The sequence below is a fragment of the Streptomyces sp. B8-7 genome, from assembly GCF_058833805.1.
The window spans coordinates 2150887-2177537 of the sequence record NZ_JBYRRL010000001.1 but is presented as its reverse complement, the minus strand read 5'-3'; the positions used below and the strand labels follow the sequence as shown (position 1 = coordinate 2177537).

Annotated in this window: 16 protein-coding genes; 7 read left to right on the top strand and 9 right to left on the bottom strand. The window is 74.2% G+C overall.

The window, feature by feature from the left end:
- The first annotated feature begins 320 nt into the window (after positions 1–320).
- Both AC5K6T_RS09145 and ptsP read left to right on the top strand, forming a co-directional pair.
- Entirely contained in the window at positions 321–770 is a 450-nt protein-coding gene (locus AC5K6T_RS09145; protein ID WP_493207256.1) for a PTS sugar transporter subunit IIA, read from the top strand.
- Between the two features lie 77 nt (positions 771–847).
- Positions 848–2518 (top strand): phosphoenolpyruvate--protein phosphotransferase, encoded by a 1671-nt coding sequence (gene ptsP, locus AC5K6T_RS09140; protein ID WP_493207254.1) that lies wholly within the window; start codon positions 848–850, stop codon positions 2516–2518.
- 95 nt (positions 2519–2613) lie between these two features.
- On the opposite strand, the gene AC5K6T_RS09135 is transcribed toward ptsP, so the two are convergent.
- The gene (locus AC5K6T_RS09135; protein ID WP_493207431.1) at positions 2614–3483 is read right to left on the bottom strand and encodes a DUF8829 domain-containing protein; all 870 of its coding nucleotides are present in this window, start codon (positions 3481–3483) and stop codon (positions 2614–2616) included.
- 282 nt (positions 3484–3765) lie between these two features.
- Complete coding sequence (locus AC5K6T_RS09130) at positions 3766–5733, bottom strand: acetoacetate--CoA ligase (RefSeq protein WP_493207252.1); 1968 nt, start codon at positions 5731–5733, stop codon at positions 3766–3768.
- 210 nt (positions 5734–5943) lie between these two features.
- On the opposite strand from AC5K6T_RS09130, the gene AC5K6T_RS09125 reads away from it, so the two are divergent.
- Entirely contained in the window at positions 5944–8310 is a 2367-nt protein-coding gene (locus tag AC5K6T_RS09125; RefSeq protein ID WP_493207250.1) for a glycoside hydrolase family 31 protein, read from the top strand.
- On the opposite strand, the gene AC5K6T_RS09120 is transcribed toward AC5K6T_RS09125, so the two are convergent.
- Positions 8301–8837 carry an NUDIX domain-containing protein gene (locus AC5K6T_RS09120; RefSeq protein ID WP_493207249.1) on the bottom strand — a complete coding sequence of 179 codons (537 nt, stop codon included), beginning with the start codon at positions 8835–8837 and terminating at the stop codon, positions 8301–8303. The two genes, AC5K6T_RS09125 and AC5K6T_RS09120, sit on opposite strands and share 10 nt — an antisense overlap.
- Before the next feature lie 273 nt (positions 8838–9110).
- On the opposite strand from AC5K6T_RS09120, the gene AC5K6T_RS09115 reads away from it, so the two are divergent.
- The 3 genes from AC5K6T_RS09115 (at position 9111) to AC5K6T_RS09105 (ending at position 12553) form a co-directional block, all read left to right on the top strand.
- Positions 9111–9554, top strand: a complete 444-nt coding sequence (locus AC5K6T_RS09115; protein ID WP_493207247.1) for a Zn-ribbon domain-containing OB-fold protein — start codon at positions 9111–9113, stop codon at positions 9552–9554.
- Positions 9551–10741, top strand: coding sequence for a lipid-transfer protein (locus tag AC5K6T_RS09110; RefSeq protein WP_493207429.1), 1191 nt, complete (start codon positions 9551–9553; stop codon positions 10739–10741). Before AC5K6T_RS09115 ends, AC5K6T_RS09110 begins: the two co-directional genes overlap by 4 nt.
- A 144-nt stretch (positions 10742–10885) precedes the next feature.
- Positions 10886–12553: an EAL domain-containing protein gene (locus tag AC5K6T_RS09105; protein ID WP_493207245.1), complete on the top strand. Its 1668-nt coding sequence runs from the start codon at positions 10886–10888 to the stop codon at positions 12551–12553.
- A 205-nt stretch (positions 12554–12758) separates the two neighbouring features.
- Here AC5K6T_RS09105 and AC5K6T_RS09100 read toward each other — a convergent pair whose 3' ends face one another.
- From AC5K6T_RS09100 to AC5K6T_RS09080, 5 genes are read right to left on the bottom strand one after another with little or no spacing between them, the layout of a single operon-like run.
- A complete protein-coding gene (locus tag AC5K6T_RS09100) occupies positions 12759–13367 on the bottom strand; it encodes a GTP-binding protein (RefSeq protein WP_493207243.1) in 609 nt (202 codons plus the stop codon).
- Positions 13348–16986, bottom strand: coding sequence for a hydantoinase B/oxoprolinase family protein (locus AC5K6T_RS09095; protein ID WP_493207241.1), 3639 nt, complete (start codon positions 16984–16986; stop codon positions 13348–13350). The genes AC5K6T_RS09100 and AC5K6T_RS09095 overlap by 20 nt, the downstream gene beginning before the upstream one ends.
- Positions 16987–17010: 24 nt before the next feature.
- Entirely contained in the window at positions 17011–17406 is a 396-nt protein-coding gene (locus AC5K6T_RS09090) for a DUF742 domain-containing protein (RefSeq protein WP_493207239.1), read from the bottom strand.
- A gap of 9 nt (positions 17407–17415) precedes the next feature.
- Positions 17416–17850: a roadblock/LC7 domain-containing protein gene (locus AC5K6T_RS09085; protein WP_493207238.1), complete on the bottom strand. Its 435-nt coding sequence runs from the start codon at positions 17848–17850 to the stop codon at positions 17416–17418.
- Positions 17847–20834: a sensor histidine kinase gene (locus AC5K6T_RS09080; protein ID WP_493207236.1), complete on the bottom strand. Its 2988-nt coding sequence runs from the start codon at positions 20832–20834 to the stop codon at positions 17847–17849. Before AC5K6T_RS09080 ends, AC5K6T_RS09085 begins: the two co-directional genes overlap by 4 nt.
- A gap of 417 nt (positions 20835–21251) precedes the next feature.
- On the opposite strand from AC5K6T_RS09080, the gene AC5K6T_RS09075 reads away from it, so the two are divergent.
- A complete protein-coding gene (locus AC5K6T_RS09075) occupies positions 21252–21848 on the top strand; it encodes a hypothetical protein (RefSeq protein ID WP_493207428.1) in 597 nt (198 codons plus the stop codon).
- Positions 21849–21908: 60 nt separating this feature from the next.
- Here the strand turns inward: AC5K6T_RS09075 and AC5K6T_RS09070 are convergent, their stop codons facing one another.
- Entirely contained in the window at positions 21909–26540 is a 4632-nt protein-coding gene (locus AC5K6T_RS09070) for a hypothetical protein (RefSeq protein WP_493207234.1), read from the bottom strand.
- Between the last annotated feature and the right edge of the window lie 111 nt (positions 26541–26651).

Sequence of the window (26651 nt, the reverse complement as noted above, 5' to 3'; positions counted from 1 at the left end):
CTCCCACGCTATCAGCCTTTTCGTGACACTCCGACCACCGTTCCGCAGGCATACGGAAGGGACCCGAGATCAGGACCTGACGTAAGAGAGGGCCACCCGGATCGAGAGGCTCGCTCGCCTCACTCGGCCCCGGGCAGGGATATGACTGTACAGGGGGCCGCGAAGCGCAGGCAAATCGACTACAGTGGTGGTCTAGACCTCTTGACCCTGGGACGTCTCGTACGGAACCGGGTCTTCATATGACATACCCTGCTCAACAGTGCGCCCTCATCGACAAGCTGTGACGGCGCGTAAGCATCTCCGCCCCTGGGAGGCTTCCCATGACCACCGTGACGTCCCCTCTCGCCGGCCAGGCCATCGGCCTGGCGGCAGTGCCGGATCCCGTCTTCTCCGGGGCCATGGTCGGCCCGGGTACCGCCATCGACCCCGTCCGGGAGCCCTCCGAGGCCGTCTCCCCCGTCGACGGGGTCATCGTCTCCCTGCACCCTCATGCCTTCGTCGTGGTCGACGGGGAGGGGCACGGCGTGCTCACCCATCTCGGCATCGACACCGTGCAGCTCAACGGCGAGGGCTTCGAACTCCTCGTCAACAAGGGGGACACCGTGACCCGCGGCCAGGCCGTGGTGCGCTGGAACCCGGCCGCCGTGGAGGAGGCGGGCAAGTCCCCGGTCTGCCCCGTCGTGGCGCTGGAGGCCACGGCCGAGGCGCTCTCCGACCTCCGCGAGGACGGCGACGTGAAGGCGGGCGACGCCCTCTTCTCCTGGGCGTGACATCGCGCCGTCGCAGAACGGCAGACAGGACAACCACCGCGGCGGCCGGGCCCGCCGCACTATCGGAGACGGGTGAGATGGAGACAACGCTGCGAGGCGTCGGCGTGAGCCACGGGGTGGCGATCGGCGAGGTTCGGCACATGGGGACGGCGGTGCTGGAACCGCCGGCCAAGCAGATCCCGGCGCAGGACGCGGAGCGCGAGCAGGGGCGTGCCCGCAAGGCCGTGGAGGCTGTGGCGGCCGACCTGACGGCGCGCGGCAACCTGGCGGGCGGTGAGGCTCAGGCCGTGCTGGAGGCCCAGGCCATGATGGCCCAGGACCCCGAGTTGATCGCGGACGTGAACCGCAGGATCGCGGTGGGCAGCACGGCCGAGCGCGCGGTCTACGACGCGTTCGCCGCGTACCGCGAGCTGCTCGCCGGGGCCGGCGAGTATCTGGCCGGCCGCGTCGCGGACCTCGATGACGTGCGCAACCGCATCGTCGCGCGCCTGCTCGGCGTACCCATGCCGGGCGTGCCGGACAGCGACGAGCCGTATGTGCTGGTCGCGCGCGATCTGGCGCCCGCGGACACCGCGCTGCTCGATCCGGCGCTGGTCCTCGGATTCGTGACCGAGGAGGGCGGGCCCACGAGTCACAGCGCGATCCTGGCCCGTGCGCTCGGCGTCCCGGCCGTCGTTGCGCTGCCGGGAGCGGGTGAGCTCGCCGAGGGCACCCTGGTCGCGGTGGACGGCAGCACGGGCGAGATCTTCGTCGAGCCCGGGGAGGAGAAGAGGGCGCAGCTCGAGGCGTCCGCGGCGGAGCGCAAGGCCGCTCTCGCCGCGTCCACGGGTCCCGGTGTCACCGCCGACGGGCACAAGGTGCCGCTGCTGGCCAACATCGGCGGCCCGGCCGACATCGACGCCGCCGTGCAGGCCGGGGCCGAGGGCGTGGGCCTGTTCCGCACCGAGTTCCTCTTCCTCGACGACAGCAAGAACGCGCCTTCCGAGGAGAAGCAGGTCGAGGCCTACCGCCAGGTGCTGGAAGCCTTCCCCGAGGGCCGCGTCGTGGTGCGCGTGCTGGACGCCGGCGCCGACAAGCCCCTGGACTTCCTCACCCCCGCGGACGAGCCCAACCCCGCCCTCGGCGTGCGCGGTCTGCGCACGCTGCTCGACCACCCCGAGGTGCTGCGTACGCAGCTGACCGCACTGGCGAAGGCTGCCCAGGGCCTGCCGGTCCACCTCGAGGTGATGGCGCCGATGGTGGCGGACCGCACCGACGCCAGGGCCTTCGCGGACGCGTGCCGCGAGGCCGGGCTGCGGGCGAAGTTCGGCGCGATGGTGGAGATCCCGTCGGCGGCGCTGCGGGCGCGCTCCATCCTCCAGGAGGTGGAGTTCCTGTCACTGGGCACCAACGATCTCGCCCAGTACACCTTCGCCGCCGACCGCCAGGTGGGTGCCGTGGCCCGCCTCCAGGACCCGTGGCAGCCGGCGCTGCTGGACCTGGTGGCCCTTTCGGCGGAGGGCGCGAAGGCGGAAGGCAAGAGCTGCGGCGTCTGCGGCGAGGCGGCCTCGGATCCGCTGCTGGCGTGTGTGCTGACGGGTCTGGGCGTCACCTCCCTCTCCATGGGTTCCGCTTCGATCCCCTACGTGCGTGCGACGCTGGCGAAGTTCTCGCTCGCCCAGTGCGAGCGCGCGGCGTCGGCGGCGCGCGCGGCGGACAGCGCCGAGGAGGCTCGGGCGGCCGCGCGGGCGGTGCTGTCGGGCGAGTGAACGCGGGTGCCCGCTGCGGCGGGCCCGTGCCGGCCTCGGGGCGTCCCGTCTTCCGGGTGGGACGCCCCTCGCGCGTTCAGACGCCCCTCGCGTGCTCAGTGGTCGTGCCCGGGGCCGGTTCCCTCGTCTCCGAGTCCGGGCGGTTCGCGGTAGTCGACGTCGGACTCCGGGGAGATGAGATCTCCCGACGCCGCGTCGGTGCAGTAGGCGTCGAAGACCTCGGCGGCGGTCAGGGGTTGGAGCCCCTCGCCCCTCAGACGCCACCCGTACACCTGGTCGGCGGTGCCGGGACGGACGGTGCGCATGACGAGTCCGCCGGGGCTGTGCGTGGCCAGGCCCACGGCCAGCACGGTGGTGAACTCCAGTGCCTCGGCGTCGTGCGGGTCGGATGCGGGCGCCCGGTCGTGGGAGGCGTGCAGCACGGCGACGAGTGGCTCCGGCGTGGTGGTCACGCTGCACACGAGGTGACGGCTGCCCGGTGGCGCGGTGTCGAGGATCCGCGCGAGGAGGTGGCGGGCCCGGGAGAAGGCGGCCCGTCCGATGTCCTCGCCGCAGGCGGCGCAGGTGCCCAGGCCAGCCAGGAGCGTCGCGGCGTACTCCCAGGTCGCCTGCCGTACCGCCTCGTCGACGAGGGCGGGCAGCAGCTCGGTGAGGGGCCGGCCGTCGTAGGGCAGGGCCGGCCCGGTGGCGGCGAGTTCCGCGGTGAAGCGGGTGCGGCTCGCGGCCCGGTCCGGGTCGAGCCCGGTGTGCCGGCAGTACTCGGCGTAGTCCTGCGGGTCGAAGAGGGCGAGGGTGGTGTGGCCGCCCCGGCGGGCGCGGGTGCGCAGGAGCGCCTCCACCTCGCGCAGGTAGGCGGCGTGGTCGGCGAAGGTGAAGGTGCGGTAGCGCCGCATCTGCGTGAAGTCGTGCTCGTCGGTGAGCACGCCGATCGTGCCGGCGATCTCGCGGCGCAGCACGCGCCGCATGCTCCGGCGGTCGGTGCGCGTCCGGCCGGTGCGCTGGTCGGTGCGCTGATGGGTGCGCTGATTGCTGTGCTGATTGGTGCGCTGGTTGGTGCGCTGGTTGGTGCGCTGATGGGTGTGCGCCATGTCTGATTCCCCCTGTGGGCGGTCGATCACTGTTCACTCACCGTAGTCGGCGCCACTGACAACGTGACCAGTACCTGCGATCGGTGCAGGTCGGAGGCGTGCGGGGGATGCACGGGGCGTTCCCCGGGACCGGCGTGGGCGCCGGTCCCGGACCGGGGTTCAGGCGCGCTTGCGGGCGAGGTCCTCGTAGAAGGAGAGCAGCTCCAGGTTGTCGATGGACCCGCGGTTGACGGCCTTGTCCAACGGCGTGCCCTGGAGCAGACGCTTGACGGGGACCTCGATGCGCTTGCCGGTGAGGGTGTGCGGGATGCCGGGCACCTCGATGATCTCGTCGGGGACGTGGCGGGGGGACAGCTGCTCGCGGATGGTCCGCCGGATGCGGTCGACCAGCGCGTCGTCCAGTGCGGCGCCGGGTGCGAGGTGGACGAACAGGGGCATCCAGTAGCCGCCGTCGGGCTGCTCCACGCCGATGACCAGGGACTCCCGGATCTCGGGGAGGCGCTCGACGACCTCGTAGATGTCGGCCGACCCCATCCGTACGCCCTGGCGGTTGAGGGTGGAGTCCGAGCGGCCGTGGATGACGACCGAGCCGCGGGAGGTGACGGTGATCCAGTCGCCGTGGCGCCAGACGCCCGGGTAGGTGTCGAAGTAGCTGTCGTGGTAGCGGCTGCCGTCGGGGTCGTTCCAGAAGTGGACCGGCATCGAGGGCATGGGGTTGGTCACGACGAGTTCCCCGACCTCGTCGGTGAGGGGCCGGCCGGCCGGGTCCCAGGACTGCAGGTCGGTGCCGAGACCGGGGGCCTGCAGCTCGCCGATGTACACGGGGAGGGTGGGGACGGCTCCCGCGAAGCAGGAGCACACGTCCGTGCCGCCGCTGACGGAGGCGATCCAGAGGTCGTCACCGACCTCGTCGTGCAGCCAGCGGAAACCGTCGGGCGGCAGGGGCGAGCCGGTGGTGGCGACGCAGCGGACCGCGGAGAGGTCGTGGTCGCGGGCCGGGTGCACGCCGGCCTTGCGGCAGGCCATGACATAGGCCGCGGAGGTGCCGTAGAGCGTGGCCCGGGTGCGCTCCGCGACCCGCCACTGGGCGCCGGTGTCGGGGTATCCGGGGCTGCCGTCGTACAGGACGACCGTGGTGCCGGTGAGCAGGCCGGAGACGAGGAAGTTCCACATCATCCAGCCGGTGGAGGTGTACCAGAAGAAGCGGTCCCCGGGGCCCAGGTCGCAGTGCAGGCCGAGCTGCTTGAGGTGCTCGACGAGAATGCCGCCCTGGGACTGGACGATGGCCTTCGGCAGCCCCGTGGTTCCGGAGGAGTACAGGACCCACAGCGGATGGTCGAAGGGGACCTGTTCGAAGACCGGCTCGACGTCGGCAGCGGTCAGGGCGGACCAGTCGAGGGCCCCCTCCGGCGCGGGGGTGCCGAGCAGCGGAACGTGCACGAGGGCGCGCAGGGTGGGCAGTTCCGCGCGCAGTTCGGCCACGACATCGCGGCGGTCGTGGTCCTTGCCGCCGTAGCGGTAGCCGTCGACGGTGAAGAGGACGACCGGCTCGACCTGCTGGAAGCGGTCGAGGACGCTGCGGGCGCCGAAGTCGGGGGCGCAGGAGGTCCAGACGCCGCCGACGGCTGCGGTGGCGAGGAGGGCGACGACGGCCTCGGGGATGTTCGGGAGGTAGCCGCTGACGCGGTCGCCGGGCCGGACGCCGAGGGCCCGCAGCTCGGCCGCGAGGGAACCGACCTGCCGGCGCAGTTCCGACCAGGTGACGGGGCGCGGCTCGTGGGTCTCGTCGACGTGGAGGAGGGCGGGTGCGTCGGCACGGTCGTCGGCGGCGCGCAGGGCGTGCTCGGCGTAGTTGAGTGTCGCGCCCGGGAACCAGGTGGCGCCGGGCATCGAGCGGTCGCCGAGCACGCGCGTGCAGGGGGTGGAGAAGCGGACGTCGAACCACTCCGTCACAGCTGTCCAGAACGCCTCCGGCTGGTCGACGGACCAGCGGTGCAGCGCGGCGTAGCCCCCGGCGGCGGGTGCACCGTGGTGTTCGGCGGCCCAGGCCTGGAATGCGGTGATCCGGGCGGCGGCGATCCGTTCGGGGTCGGGCTGCCAGAGCGGCTGGGCGTTCTCGGTCGACATGTCGGCTCCCGGACTGTGCGCGTCGTGTGCGTCTTCCGCGCACGGGCGGGGGTGTGCGCGTGACGCGGTGACACGGACGATGCCATGTGATCGACTCCGGCACCAGGGTCCACCCCACATAGTCCACGTCATGGCGGTGTGGTCCCATCACGGGTGAACGGGAGTTGAACGACGCCCGCGTCCGGTCCGGTCGGTGGCAGGGTGATCAGCATGGACGGTCGTGACCTGGTGGATTCGGTGAAGGCGGTCGGCTCGGTGGGGGCTGCTCAGGGGTTGCGTACCGTGCGTGCGGCGTGGCGCCGGCGGCGTGCCGACGCGACCGGCCTGCCGCCGCGTGGCGCGGAGCGCGCGCGGGTGCCGGGGACCGTACGGGAGGGGGAGCCGGAGCCGGGCGGGGGCGTGGTCCGGTTCGGCCGCTCGGAGCTGCGGATCCTGGTCACCGTGAGCGGGGCGGTCTTCTGGGGGTGGGACGGGGCCGGGCCCGAGCCGTCGTACGCGCTCGCCGGGCGGTGTCCGGAGCCCGATCCGCGGGCGGTGCTGGAGCCGGACACGGACGGCGGCTGGCGGGTGGTGGCCGAGCGGGTGACGGTGGCGATCTCGCGGCACGGGAGGGTCGACGTACAGACGCCCGGTGGCGTGCTGCTGCGCCGTGATCTGCCGCCGCGCTGGTGGGAACCGGTGGGTGGCGGGCCGGGCCGGTGGTTGCAGCGGTCCGAGGTGCCGGCGGACGCGCGGTTCTTCGGGCTGGGCGGGCGTGCGTCGGGGCCGCGGCTTCGGAACGGCGCGTACCGGCTGTGGAACACCCCTCCGGGGCGGCCCTGCGGGCCGGGGGACGACACCTCTCCGCTCACGATGCCGGTGCAGATGGTGGTGGCGGACGCGGCGACGCACCTGGTGTTCCACGACACGTCCTGGGACGGCACGGTGACGTTGCGGGAGGGCGAGGAGGGGGCCGGTTCGGGTCATGACCGTGCCGGCATGTGCGAGGTGCGGATGGAGGGCGGCCCGCTGCGCTGCTGGGTGGTGGTGGGGACGCCCGCCCGCGTGCTGTCGGCGTGGGCGTCCCTGACCGGTGCGGCCGCGCTGCCGCCCCGCTGGGCGCTCGGACATCACCGTGCGGTGCGGGGGGCCGGCGGCGACCGGGAGGTGCGCCGGGTCGTCGCGGCCTGTCAGGAGCGCGGGCTGCCGCTGGACGCGGTGCACCTGGATGCCGACCACGGCCGGGGGCGCCGGGTGTTCACGGTGGACCGGGAGCGCTTTCCGAAGCTGCCGGAGCTGGCGGAGGAACTGCGCCGGGACGGGATCGGGCTGGTGTCGGCCGTGGATCCGGCGGTGCGGGCGGTGCCGGGGTACGCGGTGTTCGACGGCGGCGCCGCGGAGGACGCTTTCGTCAGGGACGCCTCCGGCCGTGCGGTGGAGGGGGTCGCGCGTCCCGGGGAGTCGGTCTTCCCGGATTTCACACACGCGCGCGTGCGGGCGTGGTGGGGGCGCTGGTACGCGGAGCGCCTGGCGGAGGGTTTCGCGGGCTTCTGTCACGACATGAACGAGCCGGCGTCGTTCACGGCGTTCGGTGAGGCGACACTGCCGCGGTCGGCCCGGCACGATCTGGACGGCCGCGGGGGCGACCATCGTGAGGCGCACAACGTGTACGCGCTGTGCATGGCCGCGGCGGCGTACGACGGGCTGCGGGCGGTGTCGCCGGAGCGGTGGCCGTTCGTGGTGTCCCGGTCGGGCTGGGCGGGCCTGCAGCGGTACGGAGGAGTCTGGTCGGGCGGGCCGGTCCCGGGATGGCCCGGGCTGCGGGCGTCGCTGTCGCTGGTCCTGGGGCTGGGCCTGAGCGGGGTGCCGTACGCGGGGTCCGACGTGGGCGGCTGCGAGCGGGGGGCGTCGCCGGAGTTGTTCCTCCGCTGGTTGCAGCTCGGCGCGTTCCTTCCGTTGTTCCGTACCCGCGCGGGTGGGCGGGAGCCCTGGGACTCCGGGCCGGAGGTCCTGCAGCACGCGCGCGCGGCGCTGCGGCAGCGGCGGCGGCTGCTGCCCTACTTCGTGACACTGGCCCACCTGGCGCGGCGCACGGGGGCGCCCTATGTGCGGCCGGTGTGGTGGGGGGCGCCGGAGGACCGGCTGCTGCGTGACTGCGAGGACGCGTTCCTGCTCGGTGACGCGCTTCTGGTGGCGCCCGTACTGGTTCCGGGGGCGGACCGGCGGGCGGTCCAGCTGCCTCGGGGGCGCTGGTACGACACGGCGACGGAGCGGGCGTACGAGGGGCCGGGCCAGGTGCTGGTCGATGCGCCCCTGTCGCGGATTCCGGTCCTCGCGCGCGGGGGTTCGGTCCTTCCGGTGCGGGGCGCGGACGGGGCGACGGAGCTGGAGGCGTGGGCGCCTGCCCGGGGCCGGACGGGCGGCGGGCTCCTCGTGCCGGACGCGGGCGACGGGGGCCGGGAGCCGGAGATCGAGCGCTGGGTCAGTCGTTGGGAGGGCCGGCGGGTGGTGGTACGGCGCGAGGGGGAGGGCGGCGCCGGCGAGCCGCCCTACCCGGTGTGTGTGCGGGGGCTGGGCGACGGCGCACGTCAGACGTAGCGTCCCTCGAACCAGGCGCGGACGGCCAGCGTGTGCAGGGGGAAGGCCAGTTCCTCGGGCCTGCGCAGCAGGTGCCGGCCGTCCGTCTCGTCGGTGGGGGCGGACGGCGGCAGGCGGCCGGCGGGGCGTTCCGGCAGGAGCCCGAACAGCAGCAGGTGGCCGTCGCCGGAGCTCGCGGCGTCGACGAGGCGTACCTCCCGGCTCAGCGCCTCGATGCCGGTCTCCTCCTTCAGTTCGCGCACCAGGGCGTGCCGCCAGTCCTCGCGGTCGTCGACGTAGCCGCCGGGCAGGGCGAGGCCCCCGCGGGCGGGCGGGACGGTGCGGGTGATCACGACCAGGGCGGTGCCCTGCGTGTCGTACACGGGCTGGAGGGCCACCGCGACGGGCAGCGGGTTGCGATAGGCCACGCTGCCGCAGGCCGGGCAGGTGCGGGGCCAGTCGGAGACGCCCTCTCCGTAGGGTGCGCCGCAGCTCGAACAGTGGGAGCCCGGAGCGGAGCCGGCGGCGGAGTGGTGGTTGTCGGACACGTCGCGGACTGTATCCGATCACCAGGGGGGCGGCTGCCCGCTCCGGACGGTCCGCGGCTCCGGGTGCGGCCCGCGCGGCCGGTCCCGGCGGCGCGCGGGCGGCTGGGCGGTGAGGGAGGGACGGCCGGGGCCACCCCCGTGGGTCTCGGCCGTCCCTCGTGTTCCACGACGCCGGACGGCCGCGCTTGGTTCGCCGTCGGGGCCTGCCGGTTCCCGGCGGCACGTGGCACACTTCTGACGTTGCGTCAGATCACGGCTGAGGGAGGCATCCGGATGCGCACCCGAACGCCCGCGGTGGCGGGCTGGTTCACGGGCACGGGAGAGTCCTTCCGGCTGCTGGGGACGCGCTGCACGCTCTGCACCTGCGTGTTCTTCCCGCGAGAGGACCGGCACTGCCGCAATCCGCACTGCCCGGGGGGCGAGCTGGTGGAGTGGGAGCTGTCCCGCCGTGGACACGTCTGGTCGTACACGGACATCCGGTACCGTCCGCCGTCACCCTATGTGAGCGATCCGGAACTTCCCTGGGAGCCGTACGCGTTGATCGCAGTGGAGCTGGCCGCCGAGCGCATGGTGGTGCTGGGCCGCGCCGTCCCCGGGGTCACCACCGCGGATCTGGCGGTGGGTCTGGAGGTGGAGGTGGTCCCCGGCGTGCTCCACGAGGACAGCGAGACGGTCTGGACGACATGGCACTGGCGGCCGACGGGGGTGAGGGCATGACGGCGGACGTGGCGGTCCTCGGGGCAGGCATGCACCCCTGGGGGAAGTGGGGGCACGGCTTCGTCGCCTACGGCGTGGCGGCGGCACGGGCTGCGCTCGCCGACTCCGGGCTGCTCTGGCAGGACATCGGGGCGATCGTCGGCGCCGGGACGGTGCGCGGCGGCTACCCGGGCCATGTGGCCGGAGCCGCCTTCGCGGGGGCACTCGGCCGGCAGGGGGCTCGGGTGACGACCGTGTACGCCGCGTGCGCCTCCGGGGCACAGGCGGTGAACACCGCGCGGGCGCAGATCCTGTCGGGGCTCACCGACACGGCACTCGTCGTGGGCGCCGACTGCGCGCCCAAAGGGTTCCTCCGCCCGGCCGGCGGGGACCGGCCCGACGATCCGGACTGGCTGCGCTTCCGTGTCCTGGGCGCCGCCAACCCGGTCTACTTCGGGCTCTACGCCCGGCGGCGCATGGCCGTGTACGGGGACACGGCCGAGGACTTCGCCCGGGTGAAGGTGAAGAACTCGGCGGCCGGAGCGCTCAATCCGTACGCCCGCTACCGCAGACGGGTCACCGCCGAGGAGGTGGCCGCCTCGCCGGTGGTGGCCGATCCGCTCCGCCTGCTGGACATCTGCGCGACCTCGGACGGAGGGGCGGCGCTGGTGCTGTCCAGCATGGAGTTCGCACGACGGCACGGCGTCGGCCGCCCCGTGCGGATCCGGGCGGTGTCGACGGTGACGCCGCGCTATCCGGACACGGTGCTGGACCTGCCCGGCTTCGCGACGGACTCGGCGGCGGCGGTGCCGCCCGCGCCGGAGCCCTTCCGCGCGTCGATCGCGTCCGCCGCCTACGAGGAGGCGGGCATCGGCCCGGAAGACCTCTCGCTGGCCGAGGTCTACGACCTGTCCACCGCCCTGGAGCTGCAGTGGTACGAGGATCTCGGCCTGTGCGGCGAGGGTGCGGGCGCCCGGCTGCTGGCCCGGGGCGAGACGGCCCGCGGCGGCCGCGTTCCCGTGAACGCCAGCGGCGGCCTGGCCTCCTTCGGCGAAGCCGTCCCGGCCCAGGCGATCGCCCAGGTGTGTGAACTGGCCTGGCAGCTGCGGGGGACGGCGGGAGACCGGCAGGTCGACGGGGCGAGCGTCGGCATATCGGCCAACCAGGGGCTGTTCGGGCACGGCTCGGCGGTCGTGGCCCTGCGGTAGCGGGACCGCGGGCGGCGGGCGGCCGGCGGACGCGGAGCCGCCCCTCCCGGGCAAGATCCCTACACGCTGTGAGCGGCCCGGAAGGATGCGTGAACGTCTCATGAACTGGGCCAGAGGGCCCGCCCGCGGAGCCATCATGCTCCCGTGCGCTCCTGGACGGATACTCTCCGCTTCGCCTTCCAGCCGGTGGTCAATCTGAGCACCGGCGGGATCGCGGCACTGGAGGTCCTCGCACGCCCGGAGACGGGAGACATCCTGGCCGAGGCCCGCAGGGACCCCGAACTGGACGGCAGCCTGGCCGTGCTGGCGGTCCGCGCGGCCGCACGCAGGGAGACCCTGCTGCCCCTGCACGTCAACGTGTTCGCCGGCACCGTCGCCGACCTGGGCGGCCTGGGGGTGCTGGAGGAGGCGGTGCGGCAGGCCGGGCGGCTGCCGTGGGAGGTGACGGTCGACGTCGGCCCGCCGTTCACCCACGTGCCCCAGCGGGCGCTGCTGGACGCCGTGGCCGCGCTGCGGGGGGCGGGATTCAGAATCAGCGCGGACGGCGTCGGGGACGGCGGTCTGCCGCTGCGCCTGCTCATCGATCTCGCCCCCGACCTGGTGAAACTGGACGCGTCGCTGCTGGCGCGGCCGGCCGCGATCCGGGCGATGCGGACGATGTGCGACCAACTCGGCGGGCTGTTGTCGGTCGAGGGCGTGGAGACCGAACTGCAGTACCGGCACGCCGTCGCCGCCGGAGCCCAGCTGGGCCAGGGAGCGCTGTTCGCGCCCCCGGCCCGCCTGCCCACCTCGGAGGTATACGTTCCGCTCGGCTCCCCCGCCCCCGCCCCCGTCTCCACCGGGTCACGCCCGGGCCCCTCGGTACGGGAGTTCGTGCGTCCGGCCGCGCTGCTGCCCGACACCGCCTCCGCGGGGCAGGTGCGGGCCCGGCTGAACGGGTCGCCGGAGGCGTCCGGGGTGCTGCTCGTGGACCGGGAGGGCGTGCCGGTGCGGTCGGTGCACCGCTCCCGCTTCCTGCTGTCGATGTCCGGACGCTACGGCCACGCCCTGTACGCGGACCGGCCCGCCTCGCGCCTCGCGGACGTACCGCGCACCGTGGGCGTGGACGCCACCGCGTGGGAGGTGCTCGACGTGGTGGCGGACGGCGGCCGGGACCGTACCTCCGACGACGTCGCCGTCGTGGACCGCCGCGGACGCTGCGTGGGGGTCGTACGACTGTCCGATCTGGTGCGGGCACTGGCGGAGTCGCGTGTGGAGGAGGCGGCCGCGCTCAACCCGCTGACCCGGTTGCCCGGCTCGGACGCGATCACCGCAGAGGTCGACCGGCGGATCGCCGAGAACCGGCCGTTCGCGCTGAGCTGGCTCGATGTGGACCACTTCAAGCGGGTCAACGACGGCGCCGGGTTCGCTGCGGGCGACGACCTGATCCGATCCGTGGGCCGCATGCTGCAGCACACCGCGGGCCACGGCACCCGGGTCGGACACATCGGCGGGGACGACTTCCTCGTCCTCGCCGATGTGTCCGACCCGGACGGACTCGATCCGCTGGCCGTCGCCGTCCTGGACGCGCCCTGGTCGGCGGGCGGGCTGCCGGTCACGCTGTCCCTGGCGACGGTGCTGTGCACGCCGGGCAGCGTGACGGATCACCGGCAGGCGGCGGCCTGTCTCGCCCCCTTGAAGAAGGCCGCGAAGTCCCTGTCCGGGGCGAGCTGGGTGCTGGGCCGCGCCGGGCTGCCGGGACACGAGGTCCGGCGGGGTCCGGGACCCGTGGCGGGCCGGCCGGGGTTCGCGGTGGCCGAACCCCGGCGGTGAGGGACACCGTCCCGCGGAGCACGGGCCGGCGGGTGCACGGGCCGGGACGGAGCGCCGCCGGGACGGGCGCGCGGGCCCGGCCGAGCCGCGGCGGCGCCGGAGGGCGGATGCGCGGGTCCTCGGCCGGGCCCCGCGGGCCGGCGGCCGAAGGGGCCGAAGGGGCCGAAGGGGCCGAAGGGGCCGAAGGGGCCGAAGGCCCGGGCTCTCAGGTGGCGACGGCCTCGGCCCGGCGGCCCGCGGCGCGTTCCATCGCGTGCTGCACCACGCCGACGAGGACCTCCTTGACCGACTCGCGGTCACGGGCGTCGCACAGCACCACCGGCACCTCGTCGTCCAGGTCGAGCGCCCCGCGGACGGCGCCTGCGGGGTACCGGGCCGCGCCCTCGAAGCAGTTGACGCCGACGAGGAAGGGTATGGAGCGACGCTCGAAGTAGTCCACGGCCGCGAAGCAGTCCTCCAGGCGGCGGGTGTCGGCCAGCACCACCGCGCCGAGGGCGCCCTCGGACAGCTCGTCCCACATGAACCAGAAGCGCTCCTGCCCGGGCGTGCCGAACAGGTAGAGCACCAGGTCCTCGCGGAGGGTGATCCGGCCGAAGTCCATCGCCACGGTCGTGGTGTGCTTGGCCTCCACTCCGCTGACGTCGTCGACGGGCCGGCCCGCCTCGGTGAGCATCTCCTCGGTGCGCAGCGGCCTGATCTCGCTGACCGCGCCGACGAGGGTCGTCTTGCCGACGCCGAAGCCGCCCGCCACGAGGATCTTGAACGTGACCGGCTCGACCGGTGGCTTGGCGCGCTCAGAACGCCCGAAGATCATCGGTTTCTTCTCCTGCTCGATGGGGGTGGGCCGGCGGCGGGCCGTAGCCTCCGCCGCCGGGGGTCTCGACCACCAGGACGTCACCGGGGCCGACCTCGGTCGCATCACTCCCGGCGAGCTCCGTGACGGTTCCGTCCGCCCGTTCCACCCGGTTGGCGCCGAGCGCACCGGGCTCGCCCCCCGCCATGCCGTACGGCGCCGTCCTGCGGTGCTGGGACAGCGTGGAGACGGTCATGGGCTCCAGGAAGCGGATCCGGCGCACGGCCCCGTCGCCGCCCGGCCAGCGGCCGGCTCCGCCGCTGCCGTGCCGGACGGCGAACTCCTCCAGGCGGACGGGCAGCCGCCATTCCAGGACCTCGGGGTCGGTGAGCCGCGAGTTGGTCATGTGGGTCTGGACGACGCTCGCACCCCGAAAGCCGTCCCCCGCTCCGGAACCGGAGGCGACGGTCTCGTAGTACTGGTGACGGGCGTTGCCGAACGTGACGTTGTTCATCGTGCCCGAGCCCTCGGCCTGGACGCCGAGCGCGGCGTAGAGGGCGCCGGTGACGGCCTGGGAGGTCTCGACGTTGCCGGCCACGACCGCGGCGGGCGGCTCGGGGGCGAGCAGCGAGCCCTGCGGGACGACGATGCTCAAGGGCCGCAGACAGCCGTCGTTGAGGGGGATGTCGTCGTCGACGAGGGTGCGGAAGACGTACAGGACGGCGGCGTTGACCACGGCGTAGGGGGCGTTGAGGTTGCTCTCCAGCTGCGGGGAGGTGCCGGTGAAGTCGACGGTCGCCGAGCGGTTGACGCGGTCCACGCGGATGCTCACCCGGATGACGGCCCCCGAGTCGGTCTCGTAGGCGTACGCGCCGTCGTCGAGCGTGTCGATGACGCGGCGCACCGCTTCCTCGGCGTTGTCCTGGACGTGGCGCATGTAGGCCTGGACGACGTCGAGGCCGAAATCCTCGATCATGCGGGCGACCTCGTCGACGCCCTTGTGGTTGGCGGCGATCTGGGCGCGCAGGTCGGCGAGGTTGGTGTCCGGGCTGCGGGAAGGGTGGGGGGCGTCCTCGGTGAGCAGACGGAGCGTCTCCGCCTCGCGGAAGCGGCCGTCCCGGGCGAGGAGCCAGTTGTCGAAGAGGACGCCCTCCTCGTCGATGGTGCGGCTGCCGGCGGGCATCGAGCCGGGGGAGATCCCGCCGATCTCCGCGTGGTGGCCGCGGGAGGCGACGTGGAAGAGGACGCGGTCACCGTCCGTGGCGCCGTCCGGGCCGGTGCCGAAGACGGGAGTGATCACGGTGACGTCGGGGAGGTGGGTGCCGCCGTGGTAGGGGTCGTTGACGGCATAGGTGTCCCCGGGCCGCATGTCCGCGCCGCGGCGGCGGATGACCTCTTTGACGCTGGTGCCCATCGAGCCCAGATGGACGGGGATGTGGGGGGCGTTGGCGACCAGGTTCCCGTCGGGGTCGAACAGGGCGCAGGAGAAGTCCAGGCGCTCCTTGATGTTGACGGACTGTGCGGTGGACTCCAGGCGGGCGCCCATCTGTTCGGCGATGGACATGAAGAGGTTGTTGAAGATCTCCAGCAGCACCGGGTCGACGGCCGTGTCGGCTCGGGAACTCTGCGTGACCGCCACGCGTTCCATGACCAGATGCCCGCCGTCGGCCGCGGTGGCCCGCCAGCCCTCGTCGACGACGGTCGTGGCGCTGGGCTCGGTGATGACGGCGGGTCCGTCGACGGGCCGGCCCGGGGGCAGATGCTCGCGGTGGTGCAGGGGGACGTCGCGCCAGGTTCCTCCGGTGTGGAGGCGGACCGTCTCGGGTGCGGCCGTCCGGCCTTCGTAGGGGGCGAGAGCGGACAGATCGGGAGGTGTGGTGATGCCGGTGGCCTCCACCGAGAGGGCTTCGACGACGACCGGCCGGTCGAGGGTGAAGGAGTAGGTGGCGCTGTGGAGTTGTGCGAAGTCCCGGCCCATCGTGCCGGGGTCGGTCAGGTCGACGGTGAGGGTGGTGTCGGTGCCGTCGTAGCGCAGGTGCGCGCGGCGGGTGACGCGGATGCGGTCGTCGGGGACGTCCTCGGAGCGGAGCTCGACGCGGGCGGCGGCCTCCAGGCCGTCCGCGGTGGCGTGGACGGCGGGCATGGCGGCCGCCTCCAGCGGGGCCTCGACCGACTGCTCCCGCATGGCGGTGGTGTCGGCCAGCCCGATGCCGAGCGCGGACAGCACGCCGGCCATCGGCGGCACCAGGACGGTGCGGATGCCGAGTGCGTCGGCGACGTGGCAGGCGTGCTGTCCGCCCGCGCCGCCGAAGGTGGTCAGCGCATAGCGGGTGACGTCATGGCCCTGTTGCACGGAGATGCGTGTGACGGCGTTGGCGATGTTGGTGACGGCGATCCGCAGATAGCCCTCGGCCACCTGTTCCGGGGTGCGGTCGTCGCCGACGGTGTCGCGGATCTCGCGCGCGAGTGCCGTGAAGCGCTCGCGGACGAGGGACTCGTCCAGGCTCTGGTCGCCGTCCGGACCGAACACCGCGGGGAAGTGGGCGGGCTGGATGCGGCCGAGCATCACATTGGCGTCGGTGACGGTGAGCGGACCGCCGGCCCGGTAGCAGGCGGGCCCCGGGTCCGCACCGGCCGAGTCCGGGCCGACCCGGTAGCGGGAGCCGTCGAAGTGCAGGACGGAGCCGCCGCCGGCGGCGACCGTGTGGATGTCCAGCATGGGCGCGCGCAGCCGGACGCCGGCGATCCGCGTGGTCAGGACGCGGTCGTAGGTGCCGGCGAACCGGGAGACGTCGGTGGAGGTGCCGCCCATGTCGAAGCCGATGACCCGGTCGAACCCGGCCAGCTGCGACAGCCGGGCCATGCCGACGATGCCACCCGCGGGCCCGGACAGGACGGCGTCCTTCCCGCGGAACTGGCCCGCCTCGGCCAGTCCGCCGTTGGACTGCATGAACATCAGCCGCACGTCGTGCAGACGGTCGGCGACCTGGCGCACATAGCGGCGCAGCACCGGGGAGAGGTAGGCGTCGGCGACGGCCGTGTCACCCCTCGGGACGATCTTCATCAGCGGGCTGACCTCGCTGGACAGCGAGATCTGAGGGAAGCCGACGCGGGCGGCGAGTTCGCCGACGGCCTGCTCGTGGGCCGGGTGCTGGTGGCTGTGCAGGCAGACCACGGCGACGGCACGGATCCCGTCCTCGTACGCCTCGTGGAGGGGGCCGGCCAGAGCGTCCAGGTCGGGAGCGTGCAGCACGGTGCCATCGGCGGCGAGGCGCTCGTCGACCTCGATGACGCGTTCGTAGAGCTGTCCGGGCAGCTCGATGCGGCGGGCGAAGATGTGCGGCCGGTTCTGGTAGGCGATGCGCAGGGCGTCGCCGAAGCCGCGGGTGACGACGAGGACGGTGCGCTCGCCCGTGCGTTCCAGCAGGGCGTTGGTGGCCACGGTGGTCCCCATGCGGACGGCCTCGACCGGGTCGCCGCTCTCCCCGAGCAGTTCCTGCACACCTGCGACGGCGGCATCGCGGTAGCGGGCCGGGTGCTCCGACAGGAGTTTGCGGGTGAGCAGGCGTCCGTCCGGACGTCTGGCGACGATGTCCGTGAAGGTGCCGCCCCGGTCCACCCAGAACTGCCAGCCCGTCACGCTCTCACCCCGCTTCCGCACCGGTCACAGCGCCCGGAGGCCGTTGATCACGTCGCGCAGAATACTCTCGTCGGGCAGCTCGGCCGGCGGGACGGGGCGTGTCACATGGACGAACTCGCCGTCGACGAGGTCGCCGACGAGCACGCGCACCACGCCGACGGGCAGGTTGAGCCCGGCGGCCAGTTCGGCGACCGACTGCGGGGTGTCCCGGCACAGGTCGACGATGTCCATGTGCTCCGGGGACAGTGTCGGGTCCGATTCCGGATCGTCCGCGTGCGGTTCGGTGACGACCACCGCGATCAGGTCCATGCGGTGCTGTGCGGCGTGCCGGGTCCGGCCGCGCGTCATCGCGTACGGGCGGACGACGGGGCCCGCGTCGTCGTCGAACCAGTGGCTGGGTGCCTGACCGTCTTCGTTCATGTCATCCCACTACCCGCCGGCGTACGGATCGGTGCGCGGAGCGCTCCGCAGATGTGCGCCGACCCGCTTGACGAGCAGGGTCATCTCATAGGCGACCTGTCCGACGTCGGAGTCGGCGTCCGAGAGGACGGCCAGACAGCTGCCGTCTCCGGCTGCCGTCACGAACAGGAAGGCGTCGTCGAGCTCGACGACGGTCTGCCGGACGCTGCCCGCCTCGAAGTGCCGGCCCACACCCTTGGCGAGGCTGTGGAAGCCGGAGGCGACGGCGGCGAGGTGCTCGCCGTCCTCACGGCTGAGGTCCTGCGACACGCCGGTGGGCAGGCCGTCGCCGGACAGGACCAGGGCCTTGCGGATGCTCGCGACGCGGTCCACCAGGTCGTCCAGGAGCCAGTTCAGCTCGCCCTTGCCTGGTTCGGTGCGGCCGGTCGTGTTCGGTGCGGTCATCGACCGTCCCCCTCTGTCGTTCCTTGCGGTGCGGTGCCGCCGGCGTCGTCGCCCGCGGCGTTCTCCTGGCGGCCGCGCTGCCAGCCGCGCTGGAGCGAGGCCATACGGCTGCGTACTTCGTCGGCGTCCCGGTCGGCCGGCGCGGTCCGCTCCTGCTGCGTGCGCCGTACCGGGTCCTGTCTCAGCTGCGGGGCGAGGCTGGCCTGGCGGACACGGCGGGGCAGGGCGTCGCTGCCGGTTGCCGGCTCCTCGGGGCCGGCGCGGTGCGGGGCACCGTCCGGGGTGCGCCGGGGTGGTTCCATGGGGTGCGGGCGCCGGCGCCGTTCGGGAACCGGTTCCGCGGTGTCCGGCGCGGCCGGCGGCGTGGAGCGGTCCCCGCGGGGGGCGGTGCCTTCGGCCGTCCTGCCGCCTGAGCCGAGCGGGGGCCCCGCGGCGCCGCCGGTGCCGTCGGGCGCGCCGGGGCCGGCGGCGTCGGGCCGGACACGGCGGGTGGGGATGGCCCGGGCCGGGCCGTCGGAGCCGCCGCGGTCGGCGCGCCGGCGGGTGGGGAGCGGCTGGGGACCGTCCTCCGGAGGACGGGCGGCCGGGGTGGTGCGCTCCCGGTCCGGCCGGGCATCGTGCGAGGCCGTGGGGCGTGCGTCCTCGGGGTCGGGGCGCCAGACGCGCCGTCCGGTCACCGGTCGGCCGTGGGAGCTGACCAGCTTCGGAGTGTGCCGGCGGGGCGGCGGCACAGGTGCGCCGGTGCCGTCGACGCCGTCCGTGTCCGCGGGACCGGAGCCGTCCTGCATGCCGGTGTCGGCGTCGAAGCGCCGGGGGCCGTCCTCGGGGTCCGCGGGTGCGCGGGCTATCGAGCGGCGCGGGCGGAAGAGTCCCCCGCGACCGCTGTCGTCGCCGAGCGCGCCCGGAAAGCCGCCCAGGCGGTCGAGGTCGACGGGCGCCTCCAGCTCGACGGGGCCGTCCAGCAGCGGGAGGGTCAGGCCGGGCGAGGGGGCGGCCGCCTGCGACAGCGGCACCCGGCGGCCTCCGGCCGGGCCGTCCTCCCTGACGGTGCGGGGGCGGTCGAGGCGGAAGCCGATGCCGTTGGTGTCGGGTACGTCGTCGGTCAGCAGGGCGTCGGGAAGGAACACCACGGCGGTGGTGCCGCCGTACGGTGACGGCTGCAGGGCGACCCGGATGTTCTGGCGCCGGGCGAGTCGGCTGACCACGAACAGGCCGAGCCGGTCGGTGTCGGAGAGCTCGAAGTCGGGGGTCTCGGCGAGGCGCAGGTTGGCGTCCAGCAGGGCCTCGGCCGCCATGCCGAGGCCGCGGTCGTGGATCTCCAGGGTGAAGCCGTTCGCGACGCGCTCGCCGATGACCTGCACAGCGGTGTGCGGAGGCGAGAACACGGTGGCGTTCTCCAGGAGTTCGGCCACCAGATGGGTGAGGTCGGCGACCGCGGGGCCGGTGACGGCGACCCGGGGCAGTCGGCGCACCTCGATGCGCTCGTAGTCCTCGACCTCGGCGACGGCGGCGCGGACGACGTCCATGAGCTGGATGGGCTTGCGCCACTGCCGGGAGGGCGCGGCACCGGAGAGGATCACCAGGCCCTCGGCATGGCGGCGCATGCGGGTGGTGAGGTGGTCGAGGCGGAAGAGGTCGGCGAGTTCCTCGGTGTCCTCGGTGCGCCGCTCCATGGTGTCGAGGAGGGTGAGCTGCTTGTGCAGCAGGACCTGGCTGCGGCGGGCGAGGTTGACGAAGACCTCGGAGACACCGGCGCGCAGTTCGGCCTGCTTGACGGCCGCCTCGACGGCCGCCCTCTGCAGCGTGTTGAGAGCCTGGCCGACCTCGCCGATCTCGTTCCTGTCGTACTCGAGCCGGGGCACCTCGGTCTCGATGTCGACCTGTTCACCGGCCGACAGCCGGCGCATCACGCCGGGCAGGCGCACACCGGAGGCCTCGTGCGCCTCCAGCCGCAGCTGCCGCAGGTCCCGGATGAGGGCGCGGCCGATGCGCACGGACACGACGAGGGAGAGCAGCAGGGCGGCCAGACCGAGGACGCCGGCGATGACGGCCTGGACGATCACACTGGTCACGAACGGGCTGACGCGGTCCTGGTAGCGATTGCCGGCCTGGTCGTCGAGGGAGGCCAGTTCGTCGAGGACGTCGCCGGCTGCCGTGTCCCAGGCGGACACGGTGACACCGCGCGGCAGTCCGGTGCCGGACGCCACCGCCGCCTGCTCGGCCACTCTCAGCGGGGCGGTGGCGGCGTTCTTCCAGAAGCGCGTGTAGCGGTCGCGTTCGGTGGAGGGAAGCAGCGGCAGGCTGAGGTCGTAGAGCAGCGTGCGCTGGGCGACGAGGTCGGAGACCTCGCGCGCCTCGCCGCGGGTCACCTCGCCGACGACGAGGGCGGAGCCGAGGAGGGCGTCCTCACGCGAGAGCAGTTCGCGGGCGCGGCTGAGGTTGACCAGGGCGCGGTACTGCTTGTCCAGCTCCGCGTTGTCGAGGGCCTCGAGGTCGCCGAGCAGTTCGTAGCAGGGGTCGACCAGGCGGTTGTAGAGGTCGAGGGTGTGGGCGCGGTCGACGGTGCCGTCCTCGACGCTGCGGCGCAGGGCGTCGATGCCGTCGAAGGCGTCGAGGACGGTGGTCAGGCGCTCTCCGGCGCCCGGGCCGGCCGCGTCGGACAGGTCCGCGTCCCGGGCGTTCCGGCGGATCTCGGCGACGGCCCGGTCGGTTGCGGCCCGGCTGCTCCGCAGCGCGGTCAGCGCGTCGGACGCCCGGGGGTCGGCGAGGTAGGCCAGGCTCTGGCGGCGCTCCTCCTGGAGGGCCCGGACGGTGTCCTCGGCCGGGTAGCCGAGTTCCTCGACGACGGACGCCCCGCTGAACAGCCGGCCCGCCTCCCGTCCGGTGAGTACGGTGGCGAAGGCCCAGATCGCGGTCAGGGACAGCAGCGGAACGAGCAGCAACGCCACGATCTTCCGGCGGATGGATTTCCCGCGAAAGCGCATGGCCTCCCCCAGCTCGACCCCCCACCGGAAGGGGGGCACGCATGTGCGTCAACAAACGGCGCGAGCCTACTACCGACACACAGCCGGCTCGACGAGCGATGCGGAGGCCCAACTTCCGTACTGCCGGGGAGAGATAGCGCGTTGCTGCCCATTGCGGGAGATTGCACCCTCGAAAGTCGCAGGGCCGGCGGGGCCGGGCGTGATCAGGACACCGAGTCAATTGGCTGGAAATTTTCGGCGCTTGGGAATCTTCACGGGACGCCGTTCGTCCTTCTCCATGGGAAATGGGGGCGGAATCGGTCACAGGAGCCGTATCCCGCACCCGGGGGCGTAAAGAGAGGCAAGCCGGGCAGGCACTGGGGAGCCGGTCTTGGGGCCGGGCCGAGGGTTCTGCCGGCGGTGGGGAGCGACACGGTGATGGGCACGGCGGAGCGGAGTGGGGCGCCGGGACGGGGCACGGGGGACGGAACGGCGGTCTCCGGGGACAGCGGAGTGCCGGATCCCGGCATTCCGACAGGGGCGGACCAGGTGACGGGCAGCGCGGGCAGCGCACAGCGGAGTGCGGCGCGGTCCTCGGGCGGTACGGTCGCGCAGCGATCCTCCGGTGCCGGGGAGCGGGCGGCCCGCCGGCCACTGTGGGTGGAGGAACCCGCCACGCACAGCAGGCTTCCCGATCCTGTGCGCACGGCGGCGGTACGGGCGGTCCTGATCATCGCCGTGACGCTGATACAGGCGATGGTCGCGTTCCTGAGCACCCTGGCCGGTTCATGGCTGGCGTTCCCCATGATCCTCAGCAGCGTGGCGAGTACGGTCGTGGCGACCTGGGCCGCGCTCGACGTCTGGGTGACCCGGCAGGTCTGGAGACAGCGCAACGGCGTGGTGTCCATGCCGAGCAGCACCGCCCGTGCGCTGCGCCGGGAGCGGCGGCGTGCCAGGCGGCAGGAGCGGGCTGCCGCCCGGGCCGAGAGGCGGATAGGCCCGCCCGGCGGGGCCGGGCAGCTGTCTCACCCGTGAGGGCTGTGCACCCGTGAGGAGCAACCGCCGCCCCGGTGGGGCGGCGGGGCCTTCACCTCGTCAGGGCGCGGCTGATGCCGGGCGCTTGAACATGCGGGTCGCCGTGATCTCGCTGTGCACCGCCTCGCCCGTGTCGCCCGCAGAGGCCTGCTGGGGCAGGCCGGGGCGGAGGTGCTCCTCCACGCTGATGTACTTCAGGCCGGCCCTGAGGTCGGCGTCGTTGCGCAGCCGGATCACGAGGGGGAACTCGGCCAGGGCGGTCGTGTCGAACAGGCCGGTGGTGTAGAGGAGCTGGACGCCGAGCGCGTCGGAGACGGCGCGCTGGAGTTCCAGCAGGTAGGTGGCGTTGGCGCGCCCGATGGGGTTGTCCAGGAACAGGGTGCCGGCGTGGCGGTGCCGGTCGCGGCCGCGGTCGTTGGAGCGCAGTGCGGCCATCGTGCAGTACAGGGCGATGGCGGCGGTGAGGAGCTGACCGCCGGAGAACACGTCGCCCATCTGTCCGACGGGTACCCGCTCGGCGCGCAGCACGGCGTCCGGTTTGAGGATCTCGACGGCGACGCCCTTGGGCTGCAGGGCCGCCGCGACGCCCCGCAGCAGCAGGGACATGCCGTCCCGGCGCAGATCGGAGTTCTTCTTCACGGCGGCACGGGTCGCCTCGTCGATGACCTCGCCCAGGCGCTCGGTGAGCGTGGCCTGGTCGGGTTCCTCGAACCGGACGCGCAGGAACTCCTGTCCGGACCATTCGCCGAGTCCCTCGGGCAGCCGGGACAGCCGCTGCGCGGAGCGGAGTGTCGCCAGCGCCGACTCCACCAGTCCGCGCAGCCGGTCCACGATCGAGTCCCGGTTGCGCTCCAGCTGGGTCAGTTCGTCGGTCAGGACGCGGAGGCGCGGTGCGAAGGCGTCGGCCCACCGCTGAGCGTGCTCGGGCAGCGCCGAGGCGGGCAGTTCGCGGATCTGCTGCCGGGCGGGGGTGCGGACCTGTTCGTAGCGGGTGGCGTTGGCGTGCCGCACGAGGACGTCGCAGGCCTCACGGACGGCGGCTTCGGCGGCCGACAGATCGGCGGCGCAGCTCCGCAGCGAGCGGCGGGCCTCCGCTGCGGACTGCCGGGCCTCTTCAAGGCCTCCGGGGTAGGGCTCCGGGGCGTCCTGCTCGTCGTCGGTGACGTGCTCACGCAGCAGGTCGCGGAGCAGCGCGGCGGTCTCGTCGAAGCCGCCGGCCGCGTCCTCGGCGGCGCGATGGGTGTCGAGGAGTTCCGCGTGGGCCGCCCGGGCCTGCTCCAGGGCCTCGGTGCGGGAGGCGAGTTCGGCGGTCGCGGTCCGCAGCAGGGCCTGGGCGTGGTCGGCGTCCCGGGGCCGGGTCTCCTCGGACAGCTCGGTGTGCGCGTCGCCGTCCTCGGGGGCGTGCCGCTCGGCCTCGCCGCGCAACCGGCCGAGCAGCTCACTGGCGGTGGACATGCGGGTCTCCACCAATTGCATGAGTTCCTCGGCGCGGGCGGCGGCGGCCTGCCGGGAAGGCCCGTCGGACCCGTCCGGGGACTGCAGGAGCTGCTCGGCGCGGGTGCGGACCTTGTTGCTGAGCCGGTCGAGTTCGGCGCGGGCCGCGCTCTCGTCGCTCTCCGCGCGGGCTTGCTCGGCGCGCAGATCGGCGCCGACACCGACCTTCTCGTACACCTGGGAGGCGGCGCGGTAGGCCTCGCGCAGCGCGGGCAGGGGCGCGCCGGGGGTGGCGGTCGCGGTGTCGGGCAGGTCGTCGGGGGCGCCTGCGATCTCGGAGCGCTCGGCGCGCAGCGCGCGTGCGGTGCGGCGGGCGTCGTCCGCGGCGCGCTGAGCGGCACGGCGGTCCTCGTCGGCGGCGCGGGCCCGTTCGAGACAGGTCTGGGCTCGGGCTTCGGACTCGGCGGCCTCGTCGGCGAGTTCCCGCAGGCGGGCCTGCCAGCCGGCGCGTTCCCGCAGCCGGAAGGCGAGGCCGGCGAGGGCGTCGGCGGCGCGGCGTGCCTTCTGGGCGGCCTCCTGCCGCTCGTCGCGGAGCCGGGCCGCCTCGGTGGCGGCCTCCTCGGACTCGGCACGGGCGATCCGGGCGTCGGCGAGTTCGGCCTCGCACTCCTCGGCGAAGGAGCGGGCGGCGCGGGCGGCCTCGGCGAGTTCCCGCAGGCGTCCGGTGGCGCAGCCGGCGCGCCAGGAGGCGAGCCGGGCGGCGAGTTCGCGGTCCTTGCCGAGCCGGGCGGCCAGGGCGCGGATCTCCTCGTCGCGTGCGGCGGCGCGGGTGCGCAGCGTGCGGCGTTCCTCGTCGGCGGCGTGCTCGTCGTGCATGGCGGGGTTCGGCGGCACGAGGAAGACAGCGCCGTCGTCGGGGGCGGCGGCCGCCGGCGCCGGGGCGAGGAGGGCGGCCGCGGTGCCGACGGCCACGGCGGAGCGGGGCAGCAGCGCGGCGTCGCCCAGTGCCTCGCGGGCGCGGGCATGGGTGGCGGGGTCGGTGATGATCACGCCGTCGACGAGTTCGGGGCGGGCCGCCAGCACCCGCGCATGGTCCACCGGGTCGACGGCCTGGGCGAGGTAGCGCCAGCCGGGCAGGGCGGGGATGCCGTGCTCGCCGAGGTACTCGACGGTGGCCAGGACGTCGGGGCCGGGCGGCAGCAGGCCGCCGTCGCCGAGGGCTCCGAGGATCCGGGAGTCGTCGGCGGCGGCGGTGCGCAGCTCGAACAGCTGCCGTTCGGCGGCGGAGACGGCGTCGTCGAGGAGTTCGCGCAGTTCGTCGGCGAAGCGGTCGAGTTCCTCGGCGCTGAGCCCCGTGGCGGGCGGTGCGTCCTGCTCGCGGCGGGGCCCCGGTACGGCGGCGGGCACGTCGTGGCCGGCCAGGCCGAGCAGGTCGGTGAGGCGTTCCTCCGCGGCGAGGGCCTGCGCGGTGCGGCGTTCGGCGTCGTGGGCGTGTTCGGCGGCGAGTGCGGCGTCGGCGGCCCGGGCCGCGGTGAGTTCCGCGCGGGAGGCTGCGGACGCGGTCTCGCGGGCCTGCTCGGCGGACCGGCGGGCGGCGTCGCGGGCGGCGTCCCAGGCCGCGACGGCGGCCGTCTCGGCGTCGCTGGCGGCCAGGGCGGCGCGGGCCGGGTCGGCGTCGGGCGTGCTGTCGTCGAGCCAGCCGGCGCGGACCGCTTCGGCGGTCTCCTGCTCCACCTCGGTGAGGCGCTGGCGCAGGTGTCCGGCCTCGCTGCGGGCGCGCTGTGCCTCGGTGGCGGCGGCGGTGGCGTCGCGGTGGGCGCCGTCACCGGCGTCCTGGAGGGCGGCGGAGCGCTCCTCCTCCTCGTCGGCGAGGTTCTCGGCGCTCTCCGCGGCCGTGTGCAGGGCCCGGACGAGGTCGGTGGCTGCCTTGGTCCGGGCGGCGAGGGCGGGGGCGGCGTCGCGTTCGGCCTCCTGGATGGCGGCGGCGACACGGGCCACCCGGTCGGCGGCCGCCCGGTGGCGCAGCACGGCCTCGGCGGCCTGCCAGGCCGCGTGCAGGGTACGCGCGTCGGCGAGTTCGCGCTTCTGCGCGGCGGCGGCCTTCTCCGCGGCGGCCAGGGCCAGCGAGGCGTGCCGGTAGGCGAGTTCGGCGGCGACGAGGGCGCTGCGGCCGCGGGCGGACTCGGAGTGGGTGACGGCGTAGGCCGCGGCGGTGACGCGTTGGGCGAGGTCGGCGGCGCGCAGGCGCTCCTGTGCGCCGCGCGCCGAGAGCCGGCGGGCGAGGGTGCGGGTGCGCCGTTCGGCCGCCGTGTGGACGTCGCGGGCGCGGGCCCGGACCCCGGCGGCCTCGACGATCCTGCCGAGGAGTTCCACGGAGCCGGCGGTGAAGTCGCGTTCGGCGATGAGTTCGGCGCGTCGGCCGAGCTTGCTGCCGAAGCCGCTGACGAGGTCGGCGAGGCCGTCGGTGTCGCGGGTGTCGGTGACGGCGCGCAGCAGCAGGTCGGTGAAGTCGGAGTCCTTCTTGACCGCGAACAGGCCGGCGGCCTCGCCCTCGTCGGCGTTCATCTCACGCTGGTAGCGGAAGAGTTCGGGGTCGAGGCCGAGGTCGCCGAGGTGTTCGGTCCAGCGCTCGTGGATCTCCTCCCAGTGGACCTCCAGGTGCGGGTACGCCTTGCCGGCGTCGGTGAGGGCGTCGCGGAAGCCCTTCATGGTGCGGCGCCGGCCGTGTGCGCCGGAGGCGCCCTCCGCAGCGGGCCGTACGGCGGTGGCCTCGGCGACCGGGAGGTTGTCCAGGGCGAGGCCGGGGCCGGGCCGGAAGGAGTACCAGGCCTCGGCGAACTTGCGGGGGTCGCTGGAGACCTGACGGCCCCGCCACTCGCTGACCTTGCCCACGACGACGCACTCGCCGGTCTGCACGTGCTGCCACTCCAGGGCGACATGGCCGCAGTCGTCGGCGAGCAGGAACTTGCGCAGCACGCCGGAGCTGGCGCCGCCGAGGGTGTTGCGGTGGCCGGGCAGCATGACCGAGAAGATCAGTTTGAGCAGGACGGACTTGCCGCCGCCGTTCTCCAGGAAGAGCACGCCCGCGGGCGCCGGGCGGCGCGGCGGGCCGACCGGCTCCTCCTCGAAGAACTCCGCCTGCGCGGGCGCGGGGTCGGGCACGACGTCGCCCACACCGCGCAGGTCGAGCACGGTGTCGGCGTAGCGCGCTCCGGCGGGTCCGATGGAGTAGAGGCGGACCCGGGACAGCTCGTACATGGCGGACTCTCGTCAGTGTTGGTGCAGGTCGGGAGGTCAGGATCAGCAGGTCAGGAACAGCAGGTCGGGATCAGCAGGTCGGGATCAGCAGGGCAGGACCGCGGGGCCGGG